At 73.1% G+C, this 26,313-nt stretch carries 24 protein-coding genes; 6 read left to right on the top strand and 18 right to left on the bottom strand.

The genetic code is table 11. From position 1 onward, the window contains the following. A partial coding sequence (locus FRADC12_RS15365; RefSeq protein WP_283215129.1) for a metal-sensitive transcriptional regulator occupies positions 1 to 319 on the top strand: 319 nt, incomplete at its 5' end. 285 nt (positions 320 to 604) lie between these two features. Here FRADC12_RS15365 and FRADC12_RS15370 read toward each other — a convergent pair. From FRADC12_RS15370 to FRADC12_RS34360, 9 genes are all read right to left on the bottom strand, one after another. Next, positions 605 to 1,168 (bottom strand): tetratricopeptide repeat protein, encoded by a 564-nt coding sequence (locus tag FRADC12_RS15370; protein ID WP_045877168.1) that lies wholly within the window; start codon positions 1,166 to 1,168, stop codon positions 605 to 607. A gap of 328 nt (positions 1,169 to 1,496) precedes the next feature. Next, the gene (locus tag FRADC12_RS15375) at positions 1,497 to 2,576 is read right to left on the bottom strand and encodes a hypothetical protein (protein WP_045877169.1); all 1,080 of its coding nucleotides are present in this window, start codon (positions 2,574 to 2,576) and stop codon (positions 1,497 to 1,499) included. A gap of 129 nt (positions 2,577 to 2,705) precedes the next feature. Continuing rightward, positions 2,706 to 3,296, bottom strand: a complete 591-nt coding sequence (locus FRADC12_RS15380; RefSeq protein WP_198152915.1) for a hypothetical protein — start codon at positions 3,294 to 3,296, stop codon at positions 2,706 to 2,708. 198 nt (positions 3,297 to 3,494) lie between these two features. Then, positions 3,495 to 4,298 (bottom strand): hypothetical protein, encoded by an 804-nt coding sequence (locus tag FRADC12_RS15385; protein ID WP_045877170.1) that lies wholly within the window; start codon positions 4,296 to 4,298, stop codon positions 3,495 to 3,497. Beyond that, the gene (locus tag FRADC12_RS15390) at positions 4,295 to 4,810 is read right to left on the bottom strand and encodes an OmpA family protein (RefSeq protein WP_232303819.1); all 516 of its coding nucleotides are present in this window, start codon (positions 4,808 to 4,810) and stop codon (positions 4,295 to 4,297) included. Before FRADC12_RS15390 ends, FRADC12_RS15385 begins: the two co-directional genes overlap by 4 nt. Positions 4,811 to 5,259: 449 nt before the next feature. Then, the gene (locus tag FRADC12_RS15395) at positions 5,260 to 6,063 is read right to left on the bottom strand and encodes a class I SAM-dependent methyltransferase (RefSeq protein WP_045877172.1); all 804 of its coding nucleotides are present in this window, start codon (positions 6,061 to 6,063) and stop codon (positions 5,260 to 5,262) included. Positions 6,064 to 6,132: 69 nt separating this feature from the next. Continuing rightward, complete coding sequence (locus tag FRADC12_RS15400; RefSeq protein WP_045877173.1) at positions 6,133 to 8,100, bottom strand: serine/threonine-protein kinase; 1,968 nt, start codon at positions 8,098 to 8,100, stop codon at positions 6,133 to 6,135. Between the two features lie 201 nt (positions 8,101 to 8,301). Next, positions 8,302 to 10,194, bottom strand: a complete 1,893-nt coding sequence (locus FRADC12_RS15405) for a hypothetical protein (protein WP_045879651.1) — start codon at positions 10,192 to 10,194, stop codon at positions 8,302 to 8,304. A gap of 330 nt (positions 10,195 to 10,524) precedes the next feature. Further along, positions 10,525 to 11,094 (bottom strand): hypothetical protein, encoded by a 570-nt coding sequence (locus FRADC12_RS34360; protein WP_349305940.1) that lies wholly within the window; start codon positions 11,092 to 11,094, stop codon positions 10,525 to 10,527. A 333-nt stretch (positions 11,095 to 11,427) separates the two neighbouring features. Between FRADC12_RS34360 and FRADC12_RS15415 the strand changes: the two genes are divergently transcribed. Further along, the gene (locus tag FRADC12_RS15415) at positions 11,428 to 12,306 is read left to right on the top strand and encodes a TIGR03854 family LLM class F420-dependent oxidoreductase (protein WP_045877175.1); all 879 of its coding nucleotides are present in this window, start codon (positions 11,428 to 11,430) and stop codon (positions 12,304 to 12,306) included. Between the two features lie 192 nt (positions 12,307 to 12,498). Here the strand turns inward: FRADC12_RS15415 and FRADC12_RS15420 are convergent, their stop codons facing one another. Both FRADC12_RS15420 and FRADC12_RS15425 read right to left on the bottom strand, forming a co-directional pair. Further along, complete coding sequence (locus FRADC12_RS15420; RefSeq protein ID WP_045877176.1) at positions 12,499 to 13,260, bottom strand: SDR family NAD(P)-dependent oxidoreductase; 762 nt, start codon at positions 13,258 to 13,260, stop codon at positions 12,499 to 12,501. 88 nt (positions 13,261 to 13,348) lie between these two features. Further along, positions 13,349 to 14,602, bottom strand: a complete 1,254-nt coding sequence (locus FRADC12_RS15425) for a YncE family protein (RefSeq protein ID WP_084011349.1) — start codon at positions 14,600 to 14,602, stop codon at positions 13,349 to 13,351. Positions 14,603 to 14,904: 302 nt separating this feature from the next. Here FRADC12_RS15425 and FRADC12_RS15430 point away from each other — a divergent pair, with 302 nt between their 5' ends. After that, on the top strand, positions 14,905 to 15,828 hold the full coding sequence (locus FRADC12_RS15430) for an LLM class F420-dependent oxidoreductase (protein WP_045877177.1): 924 nt from the start codon (positions 14,905 to 14,907) through the stop codon (positions 15,826 to 15,828). An 18-nt stretch (positions 15,829 to 15,846) separates the two neighbouring features. Here FRADC12_RS15430 and FRADC12_RS15435 read toward each other — a convergent pair whose 3' ends face one another. Further along, positions 15,847 to 16,263 (bottom strand): hypothetical protein, encoded by a 417-nt coding sequence (locus FRADC12_RS15435; protein ID WP_198152916.1) that lies wholly within the window; start codon positions 16,261 to 16,263, stop codon positions 15,847 to 15,849. Between the two features lie 354 nt (positions 16,264 to 16,617). Between FRADC12_RS15435 and FRADC12_RS15440 the strand changes: the two genes are divergently transcribed. After that, the gene (locus tag FRADC12_RS15440) at positions 16,618 to 17,394 is read left to right on the top strand and encodes an SDR family oxidoreductase (RefSeq protein WP_232303820.1); all 777 of its coding nucleotides are present in this window, start codon (positions 16,618 to 16,620) and stop codon (positions 17,392 to 17,394) included. Here the strand turns inward: FRADC12_RS15440 and FRADC12_RS15445 are convergent. Beyond that, on the bottom strand, positions 17,352 to 18,755 hold the full coding sequence (locus FRADC12_RS15445) for an adenylate/guanylate cyclase domain-containing protein (protein ID WP_045877178.1): 1,404 nt from the start codon (positions 18,753 to 18,755) through the stop codon (positions 17,352 to 17,354). The genes FRADC12_RS15440 and FRADC12_RS15445 overlap by 43 nt on opposite strands. 563 nt (positions 18,756 to 19,318) lie before the next feature. Between FRADC12_RS15445 and FRADC12_RS28440 the strand changes: the two genes are divergently transcribed. Next, complete coding sequence (locus tag FRADC12_RS28440) at positions 19,319 to 20,704, top strand: sensor histidine kinase (RefSeq protein WP_052710933.1); 1,386 nt, start codon at positions 19,319 to 19,321, stop codon at positions 20,702 to 20,704. Between the two features lie 21 nt (positions 20,705 to 20,725). Here the strand turns inward: FRADC12_RS28440 and FRADC12_RS15455 are convergent, their stop codons facing one another. From FRADC12_RS15455 to FRADC12_RS15465, 3 genes are read right to left on the bottom strand one after another with little or no spacing between them, the layout of a single operon-like run. Continuing rightward, positions 20,726 to 21,436, bottom strand: a complete 711-nt coding sequence (locus FRADC12_RS15455; protein WP_045877179.1) for a hypothetical protein — start codon at positions 21,434 to 21,436, stop codon at positions 20,726 to 20,728. Next, a complete protein-coding gene (fdxA, locus tag FRADC12_RS15460; protein ID WP_045877180.1) occupies positions 21,433 to 21,786 on the bottom strand; it encodes a ferredoxin in 354 nt (117 codons plus the stop codon). The genes FRADC12_RS15455 and fdxA overlap by 4 nt, the downstream gene beginning before the upstream one ends. A gap of 11 nt (positions 21,787 to 21,797) precedes the next feature. Then, positions 21,798 to 23,267 (bottom strand): amidohydrolase/deacetylase family metallohydrolase, encoded by a 1,470-nt coding sequence (locus FRADC12_RS15465; protein WP_045877181.1) that lies wholly within the window; start codon positions 23,265 to 23,267, stop codon positions 21,798 to 21,800. A 251-nt stretch (positions 23,268 to 23,518) separates the two neighbouring features. Between FRADC12_RS15465 and FRADC12_RS15470 the strand changes: the two genes are divergently transcribed. Further along, entirely contained in the window at positions 23,519 to 24,466 is a 948-nt protein-coding gene (locus tag FRADC12_RS15470) for a LysR family transcriptional regulator (protein WP_045877182.1), read from the top strand. Positions 24,467 to 24,512: 46 nt separating this feature from the next. Here FRADC12_RS15470 and FRADC12_RS15475 read toward each other — a convergent pair whose 3' ends face one another. Beyond that, positions 24,513 to 25,463 carry a sensor histidine kinase gene (locus tag FRADC12_RS15475; protein ID WP_052710934.1) on the bottom strand — a complete coding sequence of 317 codons (951 nt, stop codon included), beginning with the start codon at positions 25,461 to 25,463 and terminating at the stop codon, positions 24,513 to 24,515. After that, positions 25,460 to 25,858 carry a response regulator gene (locus FRADC12_RS15480; protein ID WP_052710935.1) on the bottom strand — a complete coding sequence of 133 codons (399 nt, stop codon included), beginning with the start codon at positions 25,856 to 25,858 and terminating at the stop codon, positions 25,460 to 25,462. The genes FRADC12_RS15475 and FRADC12_RS15480 overlap by 4 nt, the downstream gene beginning before the upstream one ends. Positions 25,859 to 26,313: the final 455 nt, after the last annotated feature.

Here is a 26,313-nt window from a genome sequence, read left to right on the forward strand (position 1 = left end):
AGCCGGGACGGACCCAGCCGCCGCGGAGCCAGTGCCGCCGCACGGCTACAGCCACCACCGTGAGGACTACCTTGCCCGGCTGCGCCGGGTCGAGGGCCAGGTCCGCGGGCTGCAGCGCATGGTGTCCGATGACAAGTACTGCATCGACATCCTGACCCAGGTCTCCGCCGTGACGCGGGCACTCCAGTCCGTCGCCCTCGGCCTGCTGGAGGACCACCTGAGCCACTGTGTCGCGGACGCCGCCGCCGAGGGCGGCCCGGTCGCCGAGGCGAAGCTGCGCGAGGCGAGCGCCGCCATCGCCCGCCTGGTCCGCTCCTGACGGCCGGACTCCCGCACCGGTTCGCCGCCCGTTGATCGCCGTTTTGGCGCTCTGCTGGACCCTGCTGGCCAATTCGGGAGAGCCTCGGTGATCTAGAAGAGGCGCCCAGGCATACGCCGCATAACGGACGCCGGAGCGACCGCTCGCCCCCCTGATCAGCGGCCAGTCCCCCGGCCGAATCGTAGCTGCGTGTAATTGGCCAGCAGGGTCCAGGCGGCCCGCAAAACGGGTTCCCGCCGAGTCCGCCTGGCCGCCGAGTCCGCCGGCCCACCGGGCGCGCGGGTGTCAGTCGCCGGCGGCGGCCAGGTAGTCCTCGGCGAACTCGTCGAGGTCGTCCAGGGGGTAGCCGAGGCTGGCGCGGACGCGGCGACGTCCGACCAGCAGCAGGTCCAGGAGGAACTCCGGCACGTCGGCGTTCTCACAGCGGTGGTAGCCCATGGTGAACCAGGTGTGCGCGTCGGCCAGCAGGCCCTGCGCCTCCAGCGACTCGGCGACCGCGGCGTAGAAGTCCGGGTCCTGGCTGCGGGCCGCCCTCAGCTGCTTGAGCAGGGTCGCGGCCTCGGCCAGCTCGCCGCGGCGCAGCAGCGCGTCGTGCAGCCAGACTCGCGGGTCGATCGTCTGGGCGCCGCCGTCGGCGATGGCCTCCCGGTAGCAGCGGATCGCCGCGTCCCAGTCCCCGGCGAGCCCATGCTGCCCACCGGCGTCGACCAGCAGCGACGCTCTGTTGATCTCTTCGCCGTGCAGCCGCGACTGCCCGGCCAGCTCCTCGAACCGGATAGCCGCGGCATCGTGCCGCCCGTTCCCGGCCGCCTTGATCACGATGTCGTCAACGTCGTCCTCGGTGAGCATGCCCCATTCTCGCGACTGCTCCGATGCCCGCCGCAACCGGCTCCCCGGGGGCGCCTGGCCAGCTGGCGGCCGGTTACGGCGGGCTCACCCCTTCGGGCGCTGGCGCTCGTCGGCGGCTGGGCGGCCACGATGTCACAGCGGCCACGATGTCACAGCGGCCACAGCGCGGAGGCGACCTCGCTGCGGCAGCCTGAGAGACCTCGTTCGTAGGGCCGGGCGCGCCGCGCCGCCGCCGATTTGCCGTCCACACGAAAAAGGCGAGGGCTGGGGGAAGCGGGCCCGGGAGCCGGGCCCGGCCACCCCAGCCTTCGCTGGGAGCCAGGTGCGGTTACGAACGGCTGCTGCGGGCCATCTTGATGGTCTTCTCGAGCTGGTCGCGGTCGACCTCGGCCACCCGGCCGTTGGACGACACGGTCGGGATGTGGCCCCCGTTGAGGACGAGGTCCGTGGTGTGGCGCAGGCCCATGTCCTTCTGCTCGACGTCGAGGATGGCCTCCTCGACGCGGTACAGCTTCTCGATCTTGGCGACCCGCGCCTCGACCTGCGCTGCCACGACTCGCAGCCGGCGCTCGGCCCGGGCCAGCTTGCGCTCCAGCCGCCGGTCCCGCCACGTCGGCAGCGGGTCGTCGCGCTCCATCGGGTCGTGCAGGTAGAGCTCGACGACGACGGCGACCAGCGGGATGAGGCCCTGGAAAAGGATCAGCGCGAGCGACGCGTTGGCCGCGCTGCCCTGGAGCCGAACCATGACACCGGCGATCATCAGGATGAAGAAGATGATCGCGGTGAGCCACAGGGCGAGCGGCGAGGACTTCGAGTCGACCAGCTGCGGACGGACGTCCTGGTCGATGTTGAGCCGGCCATTGTCGGCTGCGTGCAGGAACTGCCGCTGGGCGCGGGCGAGGATCGAGCCCTTGATGGCGTGCGACAGCGCGAAGCCCGCGAAGAAGACCGCGATACCCAGCAGACCGCCCAGCCACCAGCTCACGGTGAACTGGCCGACGTCGTCCACGCTGGCATACGCGCTCGCGAAGACATAGAAGTCCAGCGAGGCCAGCACGATGAGCACGGCGCTGCGCGCGGCCTTCCCCAGGTGCAGCTGGGGAATGCGCTCCTGCACGCCGACGCTGCGCCACAGCCGAGCCTGCTCGACCTTGTGCCGCATCAGCTCGGTTTGGCGCTCGCGTCGCTCCGCTCGGGCGTCGATCTCGGTGCGAAGCTCGGCGATCTCCTCCTCGAGGGAGCGTGCGTCGGCCCGGGTCGCGGCCCGGATCTCCTGCACCTCGGCGTCCTCGAGGGTTTTCAGGACCTTGGGGCGCGTCTCGGCGCCCGCCAGGGCCACGTCGGCGTCCCCGACCCGGCGGATCAGCTGCTTGGCCAGTTTCCCTGGCTGGTTACCCCTGCGCAGCACCTGGGTCTCGCTTTCCGTATCTCTTCGTTCCTGTTTCGGTGGTGTACAGGGCCACGGCGATTGTTCGTGGCCGGTGTGCTGGGCCGGCGGGGGGCATCGGCCTGGGTGGAGCCATCAGATCGGTCGCCGTCAGTCGATCGGGCGGGAGTAGCTGCCGGCGAGGAAGCAGAGCATCGCGAAGATCGCACCGATGATCGGCGCGATGATCGTCGCGTTGTTGTCGTCCTCGCCGCGGGCGAGCACCGCGACGATGACGAGCGCGGTCAGGCCGACACCCGCCGACACCGCGCCGATGATGAACCGGCGGTGGATGGTGTCCCGCGGGGGCAACTCGGAGAGGGCGTCGATCGGCGCGATCAGCCCGGCCCTCGCCCGGTTCCCGACCCGGCGCCGCACGTCGCGCAGCCGGAACGTGTTGCCGGACAGGAAGAAGCCGATCGCCGTGACGAAGATCGAGCCGCTCACGGAGACCCGCACGGACGACTTGGGTGGCAGCGTGAGCCACAGGAAGCCGACGACGACCAGCATCGCGAGGACGCAGACGGAGATCACGGCTCCGGAGCGCATCAGCGCCGGGGCGTAGTGCTGGTCCCGGTGCTCGCTGAAGGAGCCGCCGGGGCGCTTCTTCGCCCGCGCCATCGTCTGCGTGGACGCGACGAAGGACTCCTGCGGAGCGGTCGTCACTTCCGTAGGTCGGGCGTTCTGATCGTAGATGCTCATGCCGCTGCCTCCGGTCGATGACCCTCGGTGATGAGGCCGCCGGTGGCGCGAAGGTGGCGTGGCGTCGCGCCGACTTCTGGCTGGGTGGCCCTGATTGGTGCGCTTCCGGTGGTGACCGGGTTGATCCCGTTGACGGCAAGGCCGCGTGGCGTCACCCGGGTGGGCGACTCCACGCGGCGCACGGTGGCCGCGGCGCGGCTAGCTGCAGTCACTGCTCAGCCGCCGGCATAGCTCGCCGCGCAGATACCGGGAGAGGTTCTGCTGGGGAGGTGTCAGGTTCCCCTGGCTGACGTCGATGAAGCGGATCTTCGCGTCCTTCACGGGGCTGATCTGCTGGGCGGCGAAGCAGCGGGACACCACGGCCTCGGCCACCTGTACGGAGGCCTGCTTGTTCTCGACGTTCATGCAGTCCTGGTCGCCGCCGTTGCCGAGCAGGTCACTCCACACCAACACGGTGACGGAGCCGATCGTCACGCCGGGGACTGCTTTGACCGCCTGGATGTCGTCCGGAACGCCGCCGAGCAGGCTGGTTACGCTGCCGGTCTGGCTGATCGGTGTCTCCTGGACGTCGTTCGTGATCTGGGTCTGGAGCTCCACGGAGCCGGCGGCCCTGTCCTTGTTCTGGCGGTTGGAGTTGTTCCGCTTGACGAGGTAGGGCGTCGAGGCGGAGAAGCAGGAGAACGTCTTGAGCCCCGCGGTCGTCCCGCCGCTGGCGAGGAGCTTGACGTAGGCGCCGTCGGACAGGGCGTTGTCCAGGTAGGGCTTCAGCGCGGACGCGACCTGCTGCCCCGTGTCGGCCGAGTTGTTCGACAGGTCGAGGAGCACGAGCAGCAGAGGCGTGGCGTTCTTGCTCTTCGTCTTGGCCTGATAGAGCGAACAGTCGGCCTTCTTGCCCAGGACGCTGTTCATGTCGCAGCCGGCCAGCACGGGGACGAGGATCAGTACGCCGGCCAAGGCGAGCGCGAGGCGGCGGATCGGGCGCGCGGCGGTCAGGGTGCTCACTTGAGGACGATCTCCACCTTGCGACGGGTCGAGTCGGGCACGCCAGCGGGCGCGCCGTCCGAGCCCTTCCCGATGGCCTGCAGGAGCGACGCCTTGACGCCGGCCCCGACGAGGATGGCCTTCACCGCGTCCGCGCGGCGCTGCGACAGGTCCTGGTTGTAGGAGTCCGTTCCGACACCGTCAGTGAAGCCGAGGACCTGGACCGGGCCGTCGTGGGTCTGGATCGCCGGGACGATCTTCTCGATCTCGGCAGCCGCGTCAGGCACCAGCTTGTCGCTGCCGACGTCGAACAGGTAGTCGGAGTTGACCGACGACATCAGGCTCCCGTCGGGCAGCCTGATGAAGCGGTTCAGATCGGGCAGCTCGAACGGCGCGACGCTCGGCAGCGTCCGGCTGCCGGGCGCTGCCGGGGTGAATTTTGTATCGCCGCTGGTAGTGGTACACCCAGCCGCCACGACGGCGAGCGCGCAGGACGCGAGTACGGCTCCGGCGCGCATGCGAACCATGGGCATGTGCCGCCTCGTGGGCGATTCATCCCCGGTGGTGTGGTTGGCGTGATACACAGACAGCCCCTAACGGCGAATGCGGGGCCAAACATAACGGGGCAAGCCGGGTGGACTGCGACCAGGCCGGTCCGTTGTTGCTCAAGTGGGACTTGTCCGTAGATTGTTGAGGTCCGCATAACGCTTCGTTACCAAGACGATGCGCGACTTGTTGCCACTGGTCGCCACTGACGGCGATCGGAACCGGTGATGCCGACGCCGCCGAGTCGCCGCTTCGGTCCCGGGCGACTGTCCGGTGAGGGAGCGCCACGGTCCGCAGTACCTGCCTCGACCGCGCGCGTCCGGCCGGGCGCCGAGCGTGCGCGGCCTGGACGTGGATGCCCGGTGGGCCAGCCGGCCCACCGGGACCTTCGACCCTGGTGCGCCGCCGAGCACCCACCGCCGCGGCCGGGGCCGGATCAGTCCGGCCGGGCGGTCACGAAGATGGCAGTGGAAGGCACGTAGTACCCGCGGACCGGTCCCCACTGGCCCCAGATCTCGGTGTTGTCCGCGGGCCACTCGGGCTCGACGACGTCGAGCAGCACCAGGCCGGCCGCGACGATCTCGCGGACCCGGTCGCCCATCGTCCGGTGCGTCTCCACGTACGACGGCTGGCCGCCGCCATCGCGCTCCAGGTAGGCGCGCCGGTCGAAGTAGCTCTGGATGACGCGCAGCCCGGTCTCGTCCGGCTCGTCCGGCAGGCACCAGATCATCGGATGGTTCGTCGAGAACACCCACCGCCCGCCCGGGCGTAGCACCCGGGCGACCTCGCGCATCACCGCGCCGCTGTCGGCGACGAACGGCACCGCCCCGAACGCCGAGCAGGCCAGGTCCACCGACTCCGACGCGATCGGCAGGGCGGTCGCGTCCGCCTGGGCGAGCCCGACCTCGATCCCCGTCCGGCGCCCGAGCGCGGCGCCGTGCGCGAGCTGGCCTGCGGACAGGTCCACCCCGACGACCTGCGCGCCGCGCGCGGTCAGCCAGCGGGCGCACTGCGCCGCGCCGCAGCCGACCTCCAGCACCCGCTTGCCGTAGACGTCGCCCAGCAGCCGGGCGTCGGACTCGCGCAGCCCCTCCGGGCACCAGCAGAAGTCGACGTCGCCGAGGAACGCCCCGTGCTCCTTCTGGTAGGCGGCTGCCTCGTCCTCCCAGTACCGCCGGCTCGCGGTCCTGGCCATCGTCTCGTCGACGTCCTCGTACCGGACGGACCCCGCCTCGCTCATCGTGCGTCCTCTACAGAAGGGGAACGGTCTTCCGCCCCCGAGCGGCGCCTCGGTGCCGCGGCGGCGCGGTCATCCTGGCATGACGGCGGCGCCGATGATGGCGCGGTCGTCGGCCACACTGACCGGGGAGTACACGACGCCGTCGCCGCCCTCGGGGTCGAGCAGCCGGCCCCGGCGGCTCTCGCCGACCAGCCGGGCCCTGCCTTCCAGCGAGCCGACCCGCACCTCGTGCCCGGCCGGCCCGAACGGCCCCGTCCCGGACAGCCCGGAACCGGTCGCCACCGGGGTCGCGTACACGCGGACGACGGCACCGGGAACGCTCGTCCAGCGCAGCACGGTGCCGGCCGGGGTCCGCTGGCTCTCCAGGTCGGTGACGGCACGCGGGCGGGGGACCGCGGTGGCGGCCACCTCGGCGCCCTCCGCCGGGTCGAGCGCGAGGGTGCCGTGGACGGCCGGCGCCACCCAGACCCGGTAGCGGTAGGTCGCCCCAGGCTGGACGTCGTGGTCGAGGTACTGACCGCCGGTGCCGCGGAAGCGGCGCATCGCCCCCTGGAACGACGACGAGGTGTCGAAGACCCGCTCGATGACGACCTCGTTCTGCCCGGGCATCGGCCGCCAGGACAGCGCGATCGCGTCACCGAGCAGGTCGGCGCGCAGTCCGTGGATCCGGGGCGACATGGTCCGCGGCGTGGTGCCGACCGGCGGCGAGGCGGCGGGCGAGTCCGGCCCGACCGTCATGGTGTGGCCGGCCGGGTCGCGCAGCACGGCGACGACCTCGTGCCGGAACGGCACACCCTTGGGCACGCCGGCGTCGACTAGCCCGGTGACACCGGTCGTGCCGAGGCCCCGGGCGCGCCAGCCGTTCGGCGCGGCCGGGTCGGCGACCAGCCGGAACACCCGGTAGACGACGCCGGGGGTCGGCGACGGCTCCCAGGTGAGCGCGATCGCGCCGTCCTCCTCGGTCGCGGTGAGCTCGCGCGGCGGTGCCGGGCGTCCTCCCGCCACGGCCGGCGGTGCCGACCGGGCCGGGGCCAGCGCCGGCGGCGCGGAGCTCGCCGGGACGTCCTGCGGACGGGTCGTTCCCGCGGGCGCTCTGCCGGCGTCACGCTGGCCGGGGTCCGAACCGGGCTCGGCTGGGTCGCTGCGGGTGCGGCGCGGGGCGGACGCGGTCGCCTCCGGGTCGAGGAACGCGCTGTCGATCGAGCGGATGCTGTCGATGAAGATCCGGCGCGCGACGGCGACCCGCATCCGGGCCGCCGGGTCCTTCTCCAGCAGGCCGATCAGAGCATCTGCGATCGGGCCGGCCTGCCGCGGGTAGGCGACCGGGGCGAGCACGATCGCCGCGAGCATCGCGCTGAAACTGTCCCGCGCGAACGGCGCCTGTCCTTCTACCGCGAAGTAAAGAGTTCCGCCGAGGCTGAAGAGATCGGATTCCAGCGTGGCCGGCAGACTGTTCAACCGTTCCGGGGCCATGTAAAGCGGAGTTCCGATCACACCGGTCACGGTCAGCGTCGGATCCCCGTCGCCGGTGGCGATGCCGAAGTCGGTGAGCACGATCCTGCCGTCGTTCGCCATCAGCACGTTCGACGGTTTGACGTCCCGGTGGATGATGCCGAACTCGGCCGCGGCGGCCAGCGCGTCGACCATCGCCAGCCCGACCCGGGCCGCCTCGGCCGGCGGCAGCGGCCCGTCCTGGCGCACGACGTCGAACAACGACCGTGACGGCACCAGCTCCATCACGATCCAGGGCAGACCGGCCTCGAGGACGACGTCGAGGATGGTCACCACGTTCGGGTGCGCGCGCAGCTTGGTCGCGTGCCGGGCCTCGCGCAGCGCGCGCTCGACCCGGTCGGCCCGCTCCTCGTCGGGAACGCCGCCGGCGAACTCGATCTCCTTGAGCGCGACCTCGGCGTCGAGTAACTGGTCGAAGGCGCGCCAGACGGTGCCCATCGCGCCCGCGCCCAACGGCGCGAGCAGCCGGTAGCGACCTGCCACCACTCGGTTTGGCCCGGCTGTCACGTCACCCCCACCCAACATGCGGGACGCGCGCCGCCGTCGTCCGGATGGTTGAGCATTTCGGCTCTTCCCCGACCTTGGCGGGAGTTCCCGCGGCCATTTCATCATCCCGGACGGCAATCCGGAGCGGGACCCCGAACAGCTTCTCGCGCGCACCTCGCCGGGTCGTCAGCACCCGGTGTAATGGCTGGCCGGCCGGGCGGGATTCGGACCCCTAAGCGGTCACGTTCCGGAACTGGTCCGGTGCTGAAACTGCATGAAGCTGAAGGACTCTGCCCACAGCGCGACGCCGCCCGGCTCGTCCACCGGGCCGTGACCGGTCAGCCCCGTGACGAGCTCGACGAGTTCGGCGTGGTGGTCGGCCGGGCCGACGATCACCGCGTCGGCGTGCAGCGTCCGGTAGGCCTGGCGCAGCCCGGGCAGGGCGAGCGCGGCTCGTGGCGTCATCGTGCCGGCCTCCACCGTCAGCAGCGCGGTGGTCAGCGGGCTCGCGTCGCCGTGGAACTGGGAGCGCCCGTCCGGGCCCGGCACCGTGCAGTAGCAGCCTGGCAGGGCGAACCGGTAGCCGGCCTGCGCCTGCCACAGCATCGCGGCCGGGATGTCCGGGCGCGGGTAGGGCGCGACGAGCACCCGGGCGCCGGGCGGGATGACGCGCACGGCGGCCGTCGTGAAGAACGCGGGTGCGCGCATCTCGTGGGCGTGCATCGGGGTGGGGACCAGCGGTACCAGCGCGGCGGCGGTGAGCAGCCCGGCGCCCGCGCGCCACGGCACCGGCCGTGACCGCACCTGCTCCAGCCAGATGGCCAGCGCCAGCCCGGCGAACATCGTCAGGTAGAGCGCCAGCCGGGACGGCAGCGCGTTGCCGATCACCGGCAGCTTCTCGGCGACCAGCCAGGGCAGCGGGATGTGGGTGATACGGCCGTCGAGGTGCAGGTGACCGCCGAGTGAGAGCAGCGCGACGATCACGAACAGCGGGGTGAGCACCCGAACCACCGGATCGCGCCGCAGCCGCATCGACAGGACGGCCAGCAACAGGAGCAGCGGCACGCCGAAGTACGCGCTGACCTCCACCGGGCTCCCGGTGAACCGGTGGCTGTGCGCCAGCGCCTGGTGCGGCGCCAGCCACTGCGCCCAGGTGGGGACGGCGAAGGTCAGCAGGTCGGAGACGGCCACGTCCTGCGGCTGGATCGAGCCGCTGACGCGGTAGGGGCCGCGGAACTGGATCCACAGCGGCCAGGCCAGCAACACGGCCGCGACGAGTGCGCACCACCCGAGCGCCCGCGCGAGCGGGCCGATCTGGGCCCGAACCGCCGCCCGGTTCCGGGCTGCCGCGATCAGCACGCCCAGCGCGCCGATCAGCGCCCCGGTCGCCAGCAGCTCCTCGCTGACCAGTGCCTGCGCGGCCACCAGCAGCCCGAGCCACAGGCCGGTGCGCCGGGCCGACCGGCGGCCGGTGAACAGGTCGTGCAGCAGCATCAGCAGCAGCGGTGGGAACGGCGCGAACGTCAGGTGCAGATGACCACGGGTGGCGCCGATCATGTACGGGCTGAACCCGTAGAGCAGGCCGGCGACCGCCGCCGGCCAGACCGAGACCCACCGGCGGGCGGCGCCGTACGCCGCGATCGCCGAGACCGCCGGCGCGAGCGTGAGCAGCGTGTTGAGCGCGACGACGGGCCCGGCGAGCAGCGTCACCGGTGTGATCAGCACGGCGAGCAGCACCACGGGGGTGCTCCACATGATGTTGACGCCGTCCGGCGCGTTGAGCAGGTGCGTGACGAACGGGTTGGTCCCGTGCAGCACGGCGTGCGGGACCCAGCCGATGAACCAGGCGAACAGCGTCGCGTCCGACACCCCGTAGCCACGGGCGCCCGGGTCGCCCCACAGTGATCGCAGCAGGACCGCGGCGAGCACGAGGTAGCCGGCGAGGACGAGCGGCCAGCGCGGTAGCTGGCGCCGCGCGTGCCGGCGGTGCCGGGCGCTGATCGGGAGCCGGCCCCCGGCCCCCGGCCCGAGCGTGGTCTCGCCGGTCCCCGGGGTCTCCAGCAGGTCGTCCGAGCCGATGCGGCCGAGCCGGAAGGGGGCGACGACGCCCGGGCTTTGCTCGGTGGCCGACACGAGACCTCCTGACGGAGCCGGTCCGCCGGCGGAGCCGGCCGGAAGGCCCGGCTTCACCCTGCGTCGTCAAGTCGACGCGCCGCCCGGCAGTTTACCCGTAATGGAGCAATCGTCGCTTTGGGTATGCGAACACCAACACTGTCGTAGATCGGCGCACTGTCGGCTCGGGCGCGTTTCGCCGGGTAGGCGCGGAAAGCCGAGCGGACATGCCGCGAGTTGGAGACCTGTGGCTGTGCTTGGGCGCCGCGCCCTGTGGTCAGCGAGGCCGAGGGGTCGAGCGCTGCGCGCCCACGGTCCCGGCTGGGCCGGGCACGGCGGTCTAGGCCGGTGTCAGGCCGCCGCGGACGGCGCTTCCGGGAGCCATTCGGCGACCAGCGCGCTCCAGTAGCGGTAGCGGGCCACCTGATAGGCGGGCGCTATGACGCCGTGCGGGTCGTGGATCGCGACCGGGTACCCGACCTCGGCCCGGTAACCACGCTCACCGACGATGACCCGGCCGCCCAGCCGAGCCGCGCCCATGACGATCGGACGCCTCGTCCAGCGCGGATACGGGGCCGCGGCGAGCGTCTCCGGGTCACGCCAGGCGTAGAGACCGCAGACGCAGCCTTCGGCCGGGATCACGGCTGGCGTGGCGTCAGCCGGCCGGCTGGTCGGGTCGTCGCTGTCATCGGCTGGGTCATCGGCGGCAGCGGCATCGCCGGCCGGGGCGCCGGCCTCCGGCGGCCTGGCCGGTCGGGAGCCGGGCCAGTGATCACCGACGGGACGCCGGGGCAGGCCCGCCGCGGTCGTGACATCGCCGACGGTGCGCGGTGGCTCGCCGGCGGAACGAGGCGGCTCGGCGGCGGCGCGGGGCGGGCTGGCGATCGTGTGGGTGTCGCGCAGGCAGTGCGCCCGGGTCAGCCCGTCCGGGCGCCACAGCAGCAGGCCAGCCGGGAACGGCGTCCAGGGCGTCCAGGCGGGCCGCAGCAGACCGTCCCGGTCCACCGCCCACTGCCGCCACCCCAGCAGGCTCATCGCCCGGGGGCCACCGCCGGCTCGGGCTCACGCTCAGGCGGCGCCGGCACCGTAAGCGGCTCCTCGTCCGGCCACGAGATGGGCTCGTCCTCGACTATCCGCTCGGGCTTGCCGATGTCACCCATGCGACCAGGGTCCGTGGTGCGGCCAGGCTGGTCAACCCGGTTGGGACAACCCGGCGGGTTGACCGTTGCCGCCGTGGGCCGGGAGGCTGGGCGGGTGAAGGTCAGGATCGGGATCGGCTTCGGGGGCGTGTCCGGCGACGAGCTGTCCGGGCTGGTGAAGAAGACCGCCCAGCTCGACATCGACTCGCTGTGGCTGTCCGAGCAGCTCTCCAGCCGGGCGGTCGACCCGATGATGGGGATGGCCTGGGCGCTGGCCCGCACCAGCCGGCTCAAGGTCGGCACCGCCGTCAACGTGCTGCCCGGCCGCAACCCGGTCGTCTACGCGAAGCAGCTCGCGTCGCTGGCGTCGCTCGCGCCGCGGCGGGTGCTGCCCGTCGTCGGCCTCGGCCCGGCCCGCCCGGCGGAGCGGGACGCGTTCCCGGTCCCGGCCGGCCGGCGGGGCGAGGTCTTCGACGAGTCGCTCGTCGTCGTGCGCCGCCTGCTGTCCGAGCCGTCCGTCACCCACCACGGCGAGTTCTTCCACCTGGACGGCCTCGGGCTCGGCGACCGACCGGAACGCCCGCTGGACCTGTGGCTCGGCGGCGGCGGCCCGAAGGCGCTGCGCCGGGTGGGCCGGTTCGGCGACGGCTGGCTGCCGAGCTTCATCACCCCGGCCGAGGCCGCCGCGGGCCGGGCCGCCGTCGACGCCGCCGCCGCGGAGGCGGGCCGCGCTGTCGACCCGGAGCACTTCGGCGTCAGCATGCGCGTCGCCCTCGACGGACCGCCACCGGGCCTGAAGGCCCTGCGGGCGCGGCGCCCGGAGATCGACCCGGCCGACTACCTCCCGGTCGGCTGGACCGCGATCCGCGCGAAGGTCGAGGAGTTCGTCGCCGTGGGGTTCAGCAAGTTCGTCCTCTACCCCGCCGTCCGCCCCGAGGATCTCCCGCGCTTCCTCGACAGGTTCGCCGCCGAGCTCAAGCCGCTGGAGACCTGAGGCCCCGGCCGTGATCGCCCGTTTCCACTCAACCCGCGATCATGGACGCTGGACGAGACCCGGTCGCGGTGCCGGCCATAGGAGCGCGTGGACCTCAGTCTTCGTCGTCCACGGAGGTCCACGCAGGAGGGCGCTCAGCGCCCGACAAGCGGTCGGCCGGCGGGCGCTCAGCGCCCGTCCCGGCCGACCGCCCTACGTGGCGGTGAAGCCGCCGTCGACGGTCAGGACCTGGCCGGTGGTGTAGGAACCGGCGTCGCTGGCCAGGAAGATCAGGGCGGCGGCCAGTTCCTCGGGGTCGCCATGGCGGCCCAGCAGGACGCGCGAGATCTGGGCCTCCAGATAGCCGGGCTTGTACTGGTCCGTCATCTCGGAGGCGAAGAAGCCGGGGGCCAGGGCGTTCACCCGGATGCCGCGGCGCGCCCCCCACTGCTGCGCCAGGTCCCGGGTCAGGCCGATCAGCCCCGCCTTGCTGGCCGAGTACGCCGCCTGTGGCAGCCCCGCGGTGGTCAGGCCCAGGACACTGGAGATGTTGATGATGCTGCTGCCGGGCTGCATCACGCGGCCGCAGGCCTGGGCCATCCAGTAGCAGCCGTTCAGGTTGACGTCGATCACCTGGCGGAACTGCTCGGGGGTCTCCCTGGTCGCCGGGCAGGCGGTGCCGACGCCGGCGTTGTTGACCAGCACGTCGACCCGGCCGAAGGCCGCGAGGGCCGCGTCGACGAGGGCCTGGCAGTCGGCTGGCTCCGCGACGTCCGCCCGGACGGCCACCGCCTTGCGCCCGGCGGCCGCGACGACCGCCTTCGTGTCCTCGAGCCGCTCCACGCGGCGGGCGCCCAGCGCGACGTCGGCGCCCGCCTCGGCCAGCGCCTTCGCGAACGCGACACCCAGCCCGGCGGACGCGCCGGTCACGACGGCCACCTTGCCGTCCAGGCGGAAGCGGTCGAGCACGGACACAGGTTCTCCCTCAGCACACAACGGACGCGGGGCCGGCCATCAGGCTAGTGCCGACGGCCGGCCCCGCGCTCGGGTGGACGAGCCCGGGTCAGCGCAGGATGCCGGTGTGGCCGAGGGAGTAGCGGCCGGGCTGTGGCCAGACCGACATCCCGTGCGGGCCGGCGCCGACCGGGATGCGGGCGAGCAGGTGCCCGTCCGTCGTCGAGATGGCGTAGACCTCGCGGTTGTAGCGGCCGGACAGCCACAGCACGCTGCCGTCCGCTGAGACGCCACCCATGTCGGGGCTGCCGCCGCCGGGGATCTGCCAGCGTCCGACGATCCGGCGGGTGGCGAAGTCGATCAGTGAGATCGAGCCCTCGCCCCGGTTGGAGACGTAGAGGACCTTGGCGTCCCGGCTCGGGTAGAGGCCGTGGGCGCCCTTGCCGGTCGGAATAAAGCCGATCTTGGTGAAGGTCTTCGCGTCGATCAGGTGGACGCCGTTCGACTGCATGTCGGCGACGTAGAAGACCTCGCCCTGCGGGTCGAGCTTGATGTCCTGCGGCATCCCGCCGATGGTCAGGTAGCCGAGTACCTGGAAGTTCCGCCAGTCGATCTTGACCAGCTTCCCGGAGAACTCGCAGGTGGCGACCAGGAAGCTCTCGTCGGCCGAGTAGTCGATGTGGTCGACCCCCGGGCAGTCGACGCGCACCTGGCGCACGAGCTTCCAGGTCTGCGTGTCGTAGAAGTCGAGCCGTTCGCGGGCCTCGGCGACGACGATCGCGTACTTGCCGTCCGGGGTGAAGTACATGTTGTACGGGTCGTCGACCGGGATGTTCGGGCCCTTGGCCCTGCCGGTCGTCGGGTCGATCGGCGTCAGGCTGTTGGCCAGGTCGTTCGTCACGTACAGCGTCCTGAGGTCCCAGGCCGGCACGACGTGCTGCGGGTTCTTCCCGGTGACGAAGTGGTCGATGACCTTGAACGTCGCCGGGTCGATGACGTCGACCGAGTTGCTGTCGCTGTTTGGCACGTACACCAGCGGCCGCTGCCCGGCGACGTTCGGGCTCAGAGCGTTCGCGCCGTCGTGGGAGTAGACGTTGACGCTGGTCGGCGTCGCGGCCGGTGGCAGCTCGGCCGGCATCGTCGGCGTCATGCTCATCCCGGCCATCGGGTCGGAGGTCGCGGCGCCGCCGGCGTTCGCGCTCGTGCTGGAGCACCCGGCGGCAAGCAGCACGGCGGCCAGCAAAGCGGCCACCGAGGCGGGCCGGACCCGGCGGCCGGGCCGGCCGGCGCGCGCCGACGCGGGGCCGGCGGTCGCCGATGCCCGCCGATGCCCGCCGAGGCGGGCGGAGCTCGTGGATCTCACGCGGAACACATCCTCCGTGCAGCGCCAGTGCCGTGATTCTCGCCGGGGAGCCTCTCAGGGCCGGTAGCGCCGCGGCCAGCCGGGGTCCGGTGCTCGCCGTGGTCCTTCGTCCCGGGTGGCACAGGGTGGCACCCGGGACGCCCTGGCGCGGCCCGCTCGGCGCGAGAGCTTCCTGCCCTCCGAAGCGCCGAGACGACCATGGGTGACATGGTTGGTGACCTGGCGTGGGCAAGCCGTCGGCGGGCAGACCCGGCGGATGCGCCCGCTTCGCGAACCGGCGGGGTTCCTGGTAGGCAGGGAGTATGGACCTTCGGATCTTTGTCGAGCCGCAGCAGGGCAGCACCTATGCCCAGCAGCTGGCCGTCGCTCGCGCCGCCGAGGAAGGCGGGTTCGACGCGTTCTTCCGCTCTGACCACTACGTGCGGATCGGCGGCGGCGGCCCCGGCGTCGGGCCGACCGACTCCTGGGTGACGCTCGCCGGCCTCGCCCGCGAGACCACCCGGATCCGGCTGGGCACGATGGTGACCAGCGCGACGTTCCGCTACCCGGGCCCGCTGGCGATCTCCGTCGCCCAGGTCGACGAGATGAGCGGCGGGCGCGTGGAGCTCGGCCTCGGTGCCGGCTGGTATGAGGCGGAGCACAAGGCGTACGCGATCCCGTTCCCGCCGCTGGGTGAGCGGTTCGACCGGCTCGGCGAGCAGCTCGAGATCATCACCGGCCTGTGGGCCGCGACGGAGCCGTTCAGCTACGAGGGCCGCTACTACTCGATCAACGACAGCCCCGCGCTGCCGAAGCCGGTCCAGTCCCCACGGCCGCCAGTGATCATCGGAGGGTTCGGCCCGGTGCGCACGCCACGGCTGGCGGCCCGTTTCGGCGACGAGTACAACACCGCGTTCCAGCCCGTCGGGGAGGCGGCCAGGCTGTTCGACGCGACCCGCCAGTCCTGCGAGGAGATCGGCCGCGACCCGGCCAGCCTCATCCGCTCGGTCGCGCTGACGGTCTGCTGCGGCAAGGACGACGCCGAGGTGGCCCGGCGGGCCGCGATTATCGGTCGGGAGGTGCCCGAGCTGAAGGAGAACGGTCTGGCCGGCACGCCGGCGGAGATCACCGCGCGGATCGGTGAATACGCCGAGATCGGTGCTGGCCGCCTGTACCTGCAGCTCCTGGACATGGACGACCTGGAGCAGATCGCGCTGCTGGCCGCCGAGGTCCTGCCGCAGGTCTGAAGGCGCCGGATCCGCTGGCTACCGGCCGGGCGGCCGGAACATGACCAGCACGGTGGGGTTGCGTCGGGCATAGCGGACCGCCGCCCGGGTGGCCGAGCCCGACGCCCACACCAGCGTCCAGTCCACCGACACCAGGCCGACCACACCGGCCACCCGCTCGTAGAGGTCGTCCTGGACGGCTCGCTCGGCGGTCTGCGACGCCTGCGCGACCCCGTCCATCCCGAACGCGCAGTACATGCCGGACGTCCAGCGGGCGAACCGCGCCCAGCGGTCGCGCTCGGCGACCACCACGAGCCTGGCGCCCGTGCGCACCGCGAGCTCGGCGGCGAGCAGGACGTCAGCGAGCTCGCCCGGGTCGCCCACGCGCAGACCCACGATCACACTGCTGCCGGTTCCGGCCGTGGTCGCGACGGACCGGTCCTGTGCCTGCTCCACGGCCTCCTCCTCGGGTTGCGCCGTCCGACCTGCTTTGGCCGATTGTGACGTGCCTCATAGATAAGGGGAAGCCCTATGCCGAAGGAAGCCTGAAGAACCTGCCGACCGTGCCCCCGGAAGGGGCGTCGGGGGAGGTACGTCCGTACATATCCGCACCGAAACGCATCAGACGCCCGCGTTCTGCTGGAACGACGGCAGAAAGTCTCCTCCCGCCGGGCCCGAAGACCCGCCTGGCGGACAGGCCGCGCAGCCGCTCGCCACGGGCATCCCGGAGACGGCCACCGAAGGTGGGAGGCTGCCGGCGGGCCCCGCGCTGGCGGGGCGCGAGTCCGGACGGGTGCGACGGAGGCTGACGTGACGCTCGGAGCCGAGTCGATGCCCGGGCAGCGGGGAGTGGCGGTGGTGACCGGCGGGAGCCGGGGGATCGGCGCGACGACCGCGGTCGAGCTGGCCCGGCACGGCTGGGACGTCTGCCTGAGCTACCGCGCCGACGACGAGGCCGCGGCGGGCGTGCTGGCCTGCTGCGAGGCCGCGGGGGTCCGGGCGGTCGCCGTGCGGGCCGACGTGTCGTCCCACGCCGACGTCACCGCTCTGTTCGCCGCGGCCGACCGGCTCGGCCGGCTGTCCGTCCTGGTGAACAACGCCGGGATCGTCGACCGCAAGGCCCGCGTCGACGAGATGTCGCCCGAGCGGCTGGAACGGATGCTGGCGGTCAACGTCGCCGGCGCCTTCCTGTGCGCGGGCGCCGCCGTGCGCCGGATGTCGACCCGGTACGGCGGGACGGGCGGCGCGATCGTGAACGTCTCGTCCGCGGCCGCCCGGCTCGGCAGCCCTGGCGAGTATGTCGACTACGCCGCGTCCAAGGGCGCCATCGACACGATGACGATCGGCCTGGCCAAGGAGGTCGCCGCCGAGGGCATCCGGGTCAACGCGGTCCGGCCGGGCATCATCGACACCGACATCCATGCCAGTGGCGGGCAGCCCGACCGCGCCGCCCAGATCGGCCCGAACGCGCCGCTCGGCCGCGCCGGCACCCCCGCCGAGGTGGCCTCCGCGATCCTCTGGTTCTGCCTGCCCGAGTCGTCCTCCTACGCCACCGCGGCCCTTCTCGACCTCAGCGGCGGCCGCTGACCCACGGGCGGCGGCCCCGCCCGCATCACGGCGGGCGCGGCGGGAACCACGGCCGGCGCGTCCAGCAGGTACGCGCGGACGGGGCCGGCGCGGCCCTTCACCGTCAGCGGGGGCAGCGGAGCGAGTGCCGCGGCCAACGGGCCCGGCAAGGCGGTGACCGTGGGCCCGGAGAGCACGGTCTGACCCGCGTGGGCGAAGGCCTGCAGCCGGGCGGCGATGTTCATCGTGTCGCCGACGAGGGTGTACTCGCGGCGGGCCTCCGAGCCGAGCAGCGCGGCGGCCACCTCGCCGGTGCTGACGCCGATCCCCAGCCCGAAGGGCGTCAGGCCCTCTTGCCGCCAGTGCGCGTTCAGGGCGCGCTGGCGGGTGTGCATCGCGGTCGCGGCTCGGGTCGCCCGGGTCTGGTGGTCGTCCTGCGGGTAGGGCGCGCCGAAGACGGCGATGACGGCGTCACCGGCGTACTGCAGGACCGTTCCGTTCTCGGCGAGGATCGCCGCGTTCATCTCGCGGCGGTGCGCGTCGAGCAGGCCAGCCAGCACGATCGGGTCGGTGCGCTCGGCGATCGTCGTGTAGCCCCGGATGTCCGACATCAGGACTGTGACCGTCAGCCGCTCGGCGGACTGCCCGGCGCTGGCGTCATCCCGGAGCTTGTCGGCCAGGCCACCGGGCAGCAGCCGGGACAGCGCCTCGCCCTGCTCGTCGCGCCGCACGATCGCGGCGTGCAGCATCCGCAACTGGCGCAGCGCGCCGGCCCGTCCCGCGCTGGCGCCATGGGCGAGCCGCAGCAGGAGGGCGTCGATGGCGGCGTTGACCGCGGCCGGGGTGTCACCCTGGCCGTCGGCGATCGCCCTGATCGAGCGGCCTTCGGCGACCTCGCGCAGCAGCCGCTCCTGGTCGTCGGTCAGGTCGGCGGCGTCCCGGACCGGGCTGAGCACCGCGGCGACGATCCGCGGGTCGAGCATCGCCGCGCCGGCAGCGACCTCCCGGATCGCCCGGACGAGGATCTCCGGGTCGGCCAGCCGCTCCTTGAGCAGGTAGGCGCAGCCGCCCGCGTCGGCGCCGGCGAGCAGGCTGATCCCGTACTCCGGCTCGTCGTACTGGGACAGCAGCACGACGCCCGTCCCCGGCGTGTGCCGGCGGATCTCCCGCGCGGCCTCGATGCCCTCGTCGGAGAAGGTGGGTGGCATCCGGATGTCGGTGACCACGACTCGCGGCCGGTGCTCCCGGGCGAGGCGCACGAGTTCGTCGCGGTCGGCGGCGACGCCGACCACCGACACCCCGGGCACCCGGGCGAGCAAGGCTCGTACCCCGGCACGAACGATCAGGTTGTCGTCCGCCAGCAGAACCCCGATCTGCTCCATGGTGCTAGTTCAGCCCAGCAGGTGACCCTCTGCACAGGGGGCTGGTCCCACAGGCACGGTGGTGCCAGTACCACCTTCTCGGTGTTCGCGTCTATAGGACCATCGGCGGGCGGTCCGTACTCGGCTGCCGCCTCGGCGCGGAACCCTGCGGCTCCGGCGAATCGGTCGAGAACGGGCATCGGGTGACGGGCGCGGACAGCCCCCGGTGGCCGGGCCTGGGCGAGTGGACGATCTGGACGAGATAGGTCGGTTCGGGTTTATTGGGTGCGGCTCCGCCCGGCTGCTCGGCCGGGTGGACAAGTGAGCTGTGGGCGGCGTGGCCAGGTAGCCGCCGGGTCGTCATCGTGGCTCCGGGTCGGCTGGGTAGCTGTTCGTACGACGCGCTCTTGCGTAGCGAGCGCGATACGCTCCGGCACGCACCGCGGCGCCGAGGCTGTGATCCTCTCCGGGGTGGGGGCTGTCCCCGCGGCGGAGGCACGGAGAACGAGATCTTCCAAGGTTTGAACCGCGGGCGAAGGCGTTGCCGGTCGGCTCGCGCGGACCGACACCGCATCGGGGGTGACATGATCAGCGAGCCGGACGGCGCCACATCGCTCCAGGCGGCCCAGCGGCCGCAGGGCTCCTACGCACCCGAGGGACAACCGTCGACCGGGTGGCACCTCGACCTTCCCGTCGACCATCCGTCCTATCCGGACCCGTCGAACATCTGGCCGCCGGTTGGGCAGCCGCCCGCGGCGATGACGGCCTCGGTCGTGCCCGCGCCGGCCGCACGGTCTTCAGCAGTCCCGACGGCGGCAGTCCAGACGGCGGCCGTCCAGGCCGCGGCCATCCCGCTGGCGGGAGCGGCGCCGGCCACCGGCCCGGGGCAGCGCGGCGCCATGCCCGCCGACCCTTCGAGCTGGGCCGGCGAGCAGAGCGTGCTTGAGCGGTTCGAGAGCCTGCGGCAGCTGACCGGCACCGTCGCGCACGACATCAACAACCTTCTCTCGGTAATCAGGAACTACGCCGACTTCGTCGCCGACGCGCTCGACGAAGGGCGCGAACACGGCATCGACGTGGCCGGTCCGGCCGGTGTCGGCGGGGCCGCGTCGCCGCGGGTGGACGCCCGCGGCGTCCCCGGTGGCTGGGACGCGGTTCGCCGGGACGTGGCACAGATCCAGCGCGCCGGCGAGCGGGCCGCCGAGCTCGCGGCCGAGTTGCTGGCCGCGGTACGGCGCCAGCCCGTCCCGGTCGGGCCGATCGACGTGAACACGCTCGTCCGTGAGACCGTCGCGATGCTGCGCCGCCCGCTCGGCGAGCACCTCGACCTGCGGATCGAGCTCGACGACGCCCTCTGGCGGGTGCGGGCGGACCCGGCGCGGCTGGAGCAGGCGATCGTGAACCTGGCGATGAACGCCCGAGACGCGATGCCGCGCGGCGGCACGCTGACCGTGACGACGGGCAACGTCGTGCTGTCTGACCAGAACGATGCGGCAGCCGCCGTCGCCCCGGCCGGCTTCGGTGCCGGTGCGCCTGTCTGGTACCCCGACCGGCATCGGCACCCCGCCGGACGTCGTCACGTCGGCGTCTGGGTCTCCGACACCGGCGACGGGATGACCCCGGCGACCAGAGCCCGCGCCTTCGAGCCTTTCTTCACCACCAAGCCCGCGGACCGCGGCACCGGCCTGGGGCTCGCGGTCGTGCGCGAGGTCGTCACCGAGGCCGGCGGCGAGGTCCAGGTCTGCTCGACCGTCGGCGTCGGCACCACCGTCAGCCTGCTGCTGCCGGCGGTCGACCAGCCCGCGCCGGATCCCGCCGCCGGTCCCGAGCCCACCGGCGCCGACGGGCTGTGGATCCACCCCCATCGCCCGGACGGCCACCGGCCCGACGCCAGCACGAGGCCGTCCGCGGTCCGCCGGCCGTATGGCCAGCCACCGACCGCGATCCCGCGGGCGACCCGTTCGAGCTGAGCCCGCCGCCAGGACCCCGGCTCAGGCCAGTGGCGGGGTCGCGGCGTCGAGGTCGGACAGCCCGAGGCCGGCCATCCGCCGGTTGTAGGCTGCTCGACCGGCCTGCTCCAGCTCGAAGGTGCGCCGTGCGCGGTGGCGGACGCGCTCGCGGGCCTCGTCGCTGACGCAGTGCCTGGCGAGCACCGTGCGGCCGAGCCGCATGTGGAACTGCTCGTCCGGCAGGATCTTGTCGATCGCCGCGGCGACGTCGGCCGGCAGCCGGGGCTTCACCGCGAGCATGGCGTTCGCCGCGCCGATCTCGCCGGTGACATTGTGCGCGGCGACCCGTTCGATCGTGTCCGCCCCGGACGGGTACCAGCCGTCGATCCATTCCTCCCATTCGGGCTCCGGCTTCCACCGGTCCAGGGAGGGCACCCCGCGCCGGTCCAGCGCCCGCATCAGCAGCCGGTAGTGGCGCGCCTCGTCGCGCACCTGGCGGGCGAGCAGCGTGAACGCGTCGAGCTCCGGGGTGTCGGCCAGCCACCGCCCGATGAACTCGGCCGCGCGCTTCTCGTAGTAGGCCTGGAAGCACAGCCACTCGATCAGCTCGGGCTCGCTCATGGGGCGGTTGAAGAACGAGGCCTCCTCGGCGGGCAGCGCCGCGCGGGCCTCCTCGATGGTCGTCACCAACGTGTCGTAGAACGCGTCCGGCGTGACCGAGCCGGAGGTCGGCCTTCCGGGAAGGTGCTTCATCGCTCGCCGTGCGCCGGGATGGCCGTGATGAGCGCCGTGTCGACGCCGACCGGGCCAAGCCCGGCCGCCCCGCCCGGCTCGCGCAGCGGCGCCGGCTGCCCGGGCAGAGGCTGATAGAAGAACGCCGCCGCGTCCTGGACGTGCGGGATGTCCGGGTCGCCCGGGTCGAGGTCGCGGTCCCAGCTGATCGCGTCAACCGGGCAACTGGGGGCGCAGGCGCCGCAGTCGATGCACTCCTCCGGGTGGATGTAGAGCTTGCGCGCGCCGGTGTAGATGCAGTCGATCGGGCAGTCCTCGACGCAGGACCGGTCCATGATGTCGACGCACGCGTTGCCGATCAGGTAGGCCATGGCCGGCCGGCCTACCAGGACCGGGAGGTCATGGCCGGACCGGCGCCGGCCGGCATCCCGAAGCGGGCGGACTCGGCGGCGGCCTCGGCCGCGGCGCTGCCGGCCCGGCGGCGCGGCAGCCCAGCCGAGGCTGCCTCGGCCGACGCCGCGACAGCCTCGGCCGAGGCCCGGCTGAACGGGCCGGTCGCCTCGATCCAGGTTCCGCCACGCAGGCAGCCGACGGGGGCGAGCCGGCGGTCGCCGGCCACCGTCTCGAAGCCGTCGGAGAACACAGCCGGCCCCTCGTCGACCCGCAGCACGCTCACCTCCGCGGCCCGGCCGACACCCAGGGTCCCCAGCACGTCCGACCGCCGGATCGACGCGGCGGAGTTGACCGTCGCCATCGCGATCACGTCCGCCAGCGGGACGCCCAGCGCCCAGATCTTCGACAGCGTCTCGGGCAGCGAGTAGACCGGGCCGTCCTCGTTGAACAGGTTGAGGTCGGTGCTGATCGTGTCCGGCGGGTAGCCAAGATCCAACAGCGCCCGGGCGGCGGCGAACCGGAAGTCCGAGCCCGAGTGGCCCAGGTCGAGCCGGACGCCACGGGCGACCGCGTCGGCGAACACCGGGTGCACGGCGACCTGCTCGGCCGCGGCGCGCCCGGACCCGCCGGTGTCGTTGGTCGGCGCGCCGTTCACCAGCGCGCCCGAGTGGCCCCGGAAGGCGTGCGTGACGATGTCGCCGGGGCGCAGCGCAGCCAGGGCGTCCAGGTTCGTCAGGCTCTTGGTGTACGGGTACCTGCCCAGGTGGATCATGATCGGCAGGTCGCCGGCGATGGACTTGGCACCCTCCAGGAACGGCGAGACCCGGTCGTCCTCGGTGGTGGTCGCGCGGACCTTGAAGCCGATCACGTAGTCCCGGTTCTCCTCGACGGCCGCCGCGGCGGCGTCCAGGTCGAGGTTGCGCGGGTCGTTGGCGATCTCCAGGCGGTGCGCGATGAAGTCCTTCGTCGCCAGGTAGAGCAGGCACGGGTCCATGAAGGCGAGCACCCGGGTCCGTACCCCCACCCCCTGCGTGAACGCCCGGGAGATGCCCAGCGTGCGCACGCCGGAGGTGCCGCCGTCGACGACGACCGGGACGCCGACCTCGACGCCAGCTCGGTCCGGGTGCACGCAGAAGTCGCCGAGGCCCGGGTAGACGTGCACGTGCAGGTCGATGAGGCCCGGGGTGACGACCAGGCCGGCGCAGTCGATGACCTCGACGGGCCCCGCGGGGGGTGGGGGCGCCGTCGAGGCCACCGTGGCGCCCGGCGCCGCGTAGGCGGCGCCCGCGCCCGGCCCGACTGCGACGATCTTTCCGTTCGCGCAGACCACGTCGGCGATCACGTCGAGGCGGTTGGCCGGGTCGATCACCCGGCCGCCGGCCAGGACGATGACGCTGGCCGCGTCGCCACGGCCGTTGCTCGACTGGGTGGATCCCGCCGGGAGGTTCGGGTCGCGCATCTCTCTCCGATCAGAACGCGCGGTGGCGTGAGTGGAAGCGGGAGACGCCGGTGCCCATGGCCGGCCAGGACAGCAGGGCGGCGGTGGGAACACCAGGTCTCGTGGCGAGCCGGGGCATCGTTGCCAGACATCCTGTTGCCAGGCCGGTCACCGCTGGGCGCTCGCCTCGTCGCGGGCCACCGGCGTCATCGTCTCTTTTTCCTGACCCGGGGTCCAAGACGCAAACCCACCTGGAGCTATAGAAAACTCCTATGGTCGCCCCACGCGCCTCGACAGCCGGTCCAGGGCCGCGGCAGCCATGGCTGGACCTACGGCAGGTGGCGTACTTCGTCGCCGTCGCCGAAGAGCAGTCCTTCACCGCGGCGGCCACCCGCCTGCTGGTCGCCCAGCCGTCGCTGTCCCAGCAGATCCGGGCCCTGGAGCGGCAGCTCGGCGCCGAACTGCTGGAGCGCTCCAGCCGGGGCGCGCGGCTCACCCCGGCCGGCCGGGCCTTCCTCGACGCGGCCCGCGGCCTGCTCGCCGACGCCGGCAACGCGGTGACGCGGGCGCGCGCTGCCGCCGGCCTGGACGGCGGCACGCTGCACATCGCCACGCTGACCTCGCTGGCGACCTGGGTGCTGCCGGACGCGGTCGCGCGGTTCCGGGAGCGTTTCCCGGACGTGCCACCGCGGCTGACCGAGTTCCCGGACCGGCTCGGCCTGGAGGAGTTCATGGCAGAGGGACGGGCTGACCTCGCGATCGGCGCCCGGCCGCCGGACTGGGCCGGTCCGGTCCGCTTTCTCGGCGCCGAGCGTTACACGCTCGTCGTGCCCGCGAGCGACCCGCGCGCCGGGACGGCCGGGGTGCCGCTGCGCGCGTTCGCCGCCGTCGACTGGGTGCTGTACGCGCCGGGGCACGGCCTGCGGACGCTGGTGCTGGAGGCCTGCGGGGCCGCCGGGTTCACGCCGCGGGCGGCCGTCGAGACCCGCACGGTCGACGCCGCCGCGCGGCTGGCCGCCGCCGGGCTCGGGGTGGCGCTGGTGCCGGAGGCCGCGGTGCGCGCGGACCTCGCGGCCCACCGGGTGCGGCTGGCGGACGCGCCGGTCGTCGCCGTCGTGGGCTACGCACGCGCGGCGTTTCCGCCGGCCGCGGCAGCTTTCCTGGACCTGTTCAGCATGCTGACGGTCCCCGGCCTCGTGCGTCCCCCCGCGGCGCCTTGATCTCGGCTGGTGCTGGCCGGGCCGGCCACGCCCCGGGACTGACGCGCTAGCTCGGGAGCGGGGAGTCGAGGCGGGCCTGGGTGACCGGCGACGGGGCCCGCCGCGGCCAGCTGACCGACGCCCGCCAGGCGCCGCCGGGCTGGTCCTCGGTGATGCGGGCGCCGACGATTGCCGCGACCCGGCGCAGCCGGACGGCCCGGGCGGCGGCGTCGTGAGCCGCGTCGACGCTGGTCGCCGAGCACCGGTCCGGGACGGCCCAGAGCGTCAGGGCTACGCCGTCGTGGCCGGACCGGACGGTCACGACGGCGCGCCGGGCCGGCCGCCACGGGTCGCTTTCCAGGAGCAGCAGCTGCACGGCGGACAGGACCTCGGCGACCTCGGCCCGGCTCGGCGGGACGTCGTCGACATCGAGGACGGCGTCCAGCTCGTGGGCGAGCGCCCCGCGCACCCGGTTCGTGAGGGCGGTTGTGAGGATCTTGGACGCGCCGCGGCCGGCGCGGAACGCCGGCGCCGGCAGCTGCAAGGTGGTGATCGCGTCGCGCAGCTGGGTCTCGACCGCGGCAAGCCTCTCGGCCGCCGGCCCGTCGAGTGTCCGGCGCACCGCGGCACAGGTCAGCAGGACGGCGGTGAGGTCCTGGATCGGGCCGTCATGGAAGGCGTCGCACAGATGCTGGCGTTCGCGCTCCTGCCCGGCGGCGATCAGCCGCAGCAGCAGCCGGGTGGTCTCGCTGACCGGATCGTGCGGCTGGCCCGTCGTCGGGCAGGTCCGGTCGGCGGCCGGTCCATGCTCCACGGGCAGAAGGTAGCGGCCGGCCGAGGCCGGGTCTGTTGCGTCGCCACGTCCTGACGGTGAAATCGTCGCGGTCGCGGTCGCGGTCGCGGTCGTGCCGTGCTCGGCCTCGCGCGGCGGCCCGACCGGGCCGACGACGACCGCCGGGCGGCCCGCATCGCCCACGGCGGCGGCACGACCGGTGCCGGTGCCGGTGTGAACGGTCACCTCCCCGACGCACCGCTGGGCTGTACGTCACCCAACGCGCGTACCGCTGCCGACAGGTCGTCGGCGGTGAACGGCTTGTACAGCACGGCCACGTCGGGCGGCAGGTCGTCGTCGATCCCGCCGGTCATCAGCAGGCACCGGGCCGGCATCGACGGGTCCTGGGAGCGCAGCCGCTCGATCAGGTCGGTCCCGCGTCCGGCACCGAGGCGCACATCGATGATCAGCGCGTGGTAGTCGGCCATGGGAAGGGCGAGTGCGTCCTCGACCGACGCCGCGGCGTCGACCTCGTGCCCGTCGTGGCTCAGCAGCCGGCTGACCAGTGTCCGGATCATGTCGTTGTCGTCGACGATCAGCGCGCGCCCTGGACTGTTGGGCCGCATCCCGATGGCTCGCACAGAAAACCTCGCTCGCCGTGGCCTCGCTCGAGCGTGGGGGGGGTCCGCTCGAACGCATCTCCGTCATTTTCGCGCCGCATTCCGGGACCGGACCACTTGTTCCGCGCGGACGGCGTCCGCCCGGTGCCAGCGCGACCCGGCCAGGATCGCTCCGCCAGGACCGGCCGTACCCGGCCGCCCGGCCGGAGCGGCCGGTCGACCCGGACAGCTGACGGCCGGTGACCCGCGACCCGTCTGACCAGGACCTCGGTTGTCAGGGGTAACGAGCCGGCTACACCATACGGCAGGCGCCTCGCCTCGGGCATCCCCCGGAGGGGACTTTTGGGGGTCACGTCAATAGAGACATTCGGTCCTTCTGTGCCCGTGGATCTGGTCGCGGTGTCCTGGATGCGGCAAACTGTCGGTGACCTGTATCACATCCATGCCGGCTCGAACGGGCCGGATCGACCGCGCCG

Origin of the sequence: Pseudofrankia sp. DC12, from assembly GCF_000966285.1 — a bacterium.
Classification (GTDB): Bacteria; Actinomycetota; Actinomycetes; order Frankiales; family Frankiaceae; genus Pseudofrankia.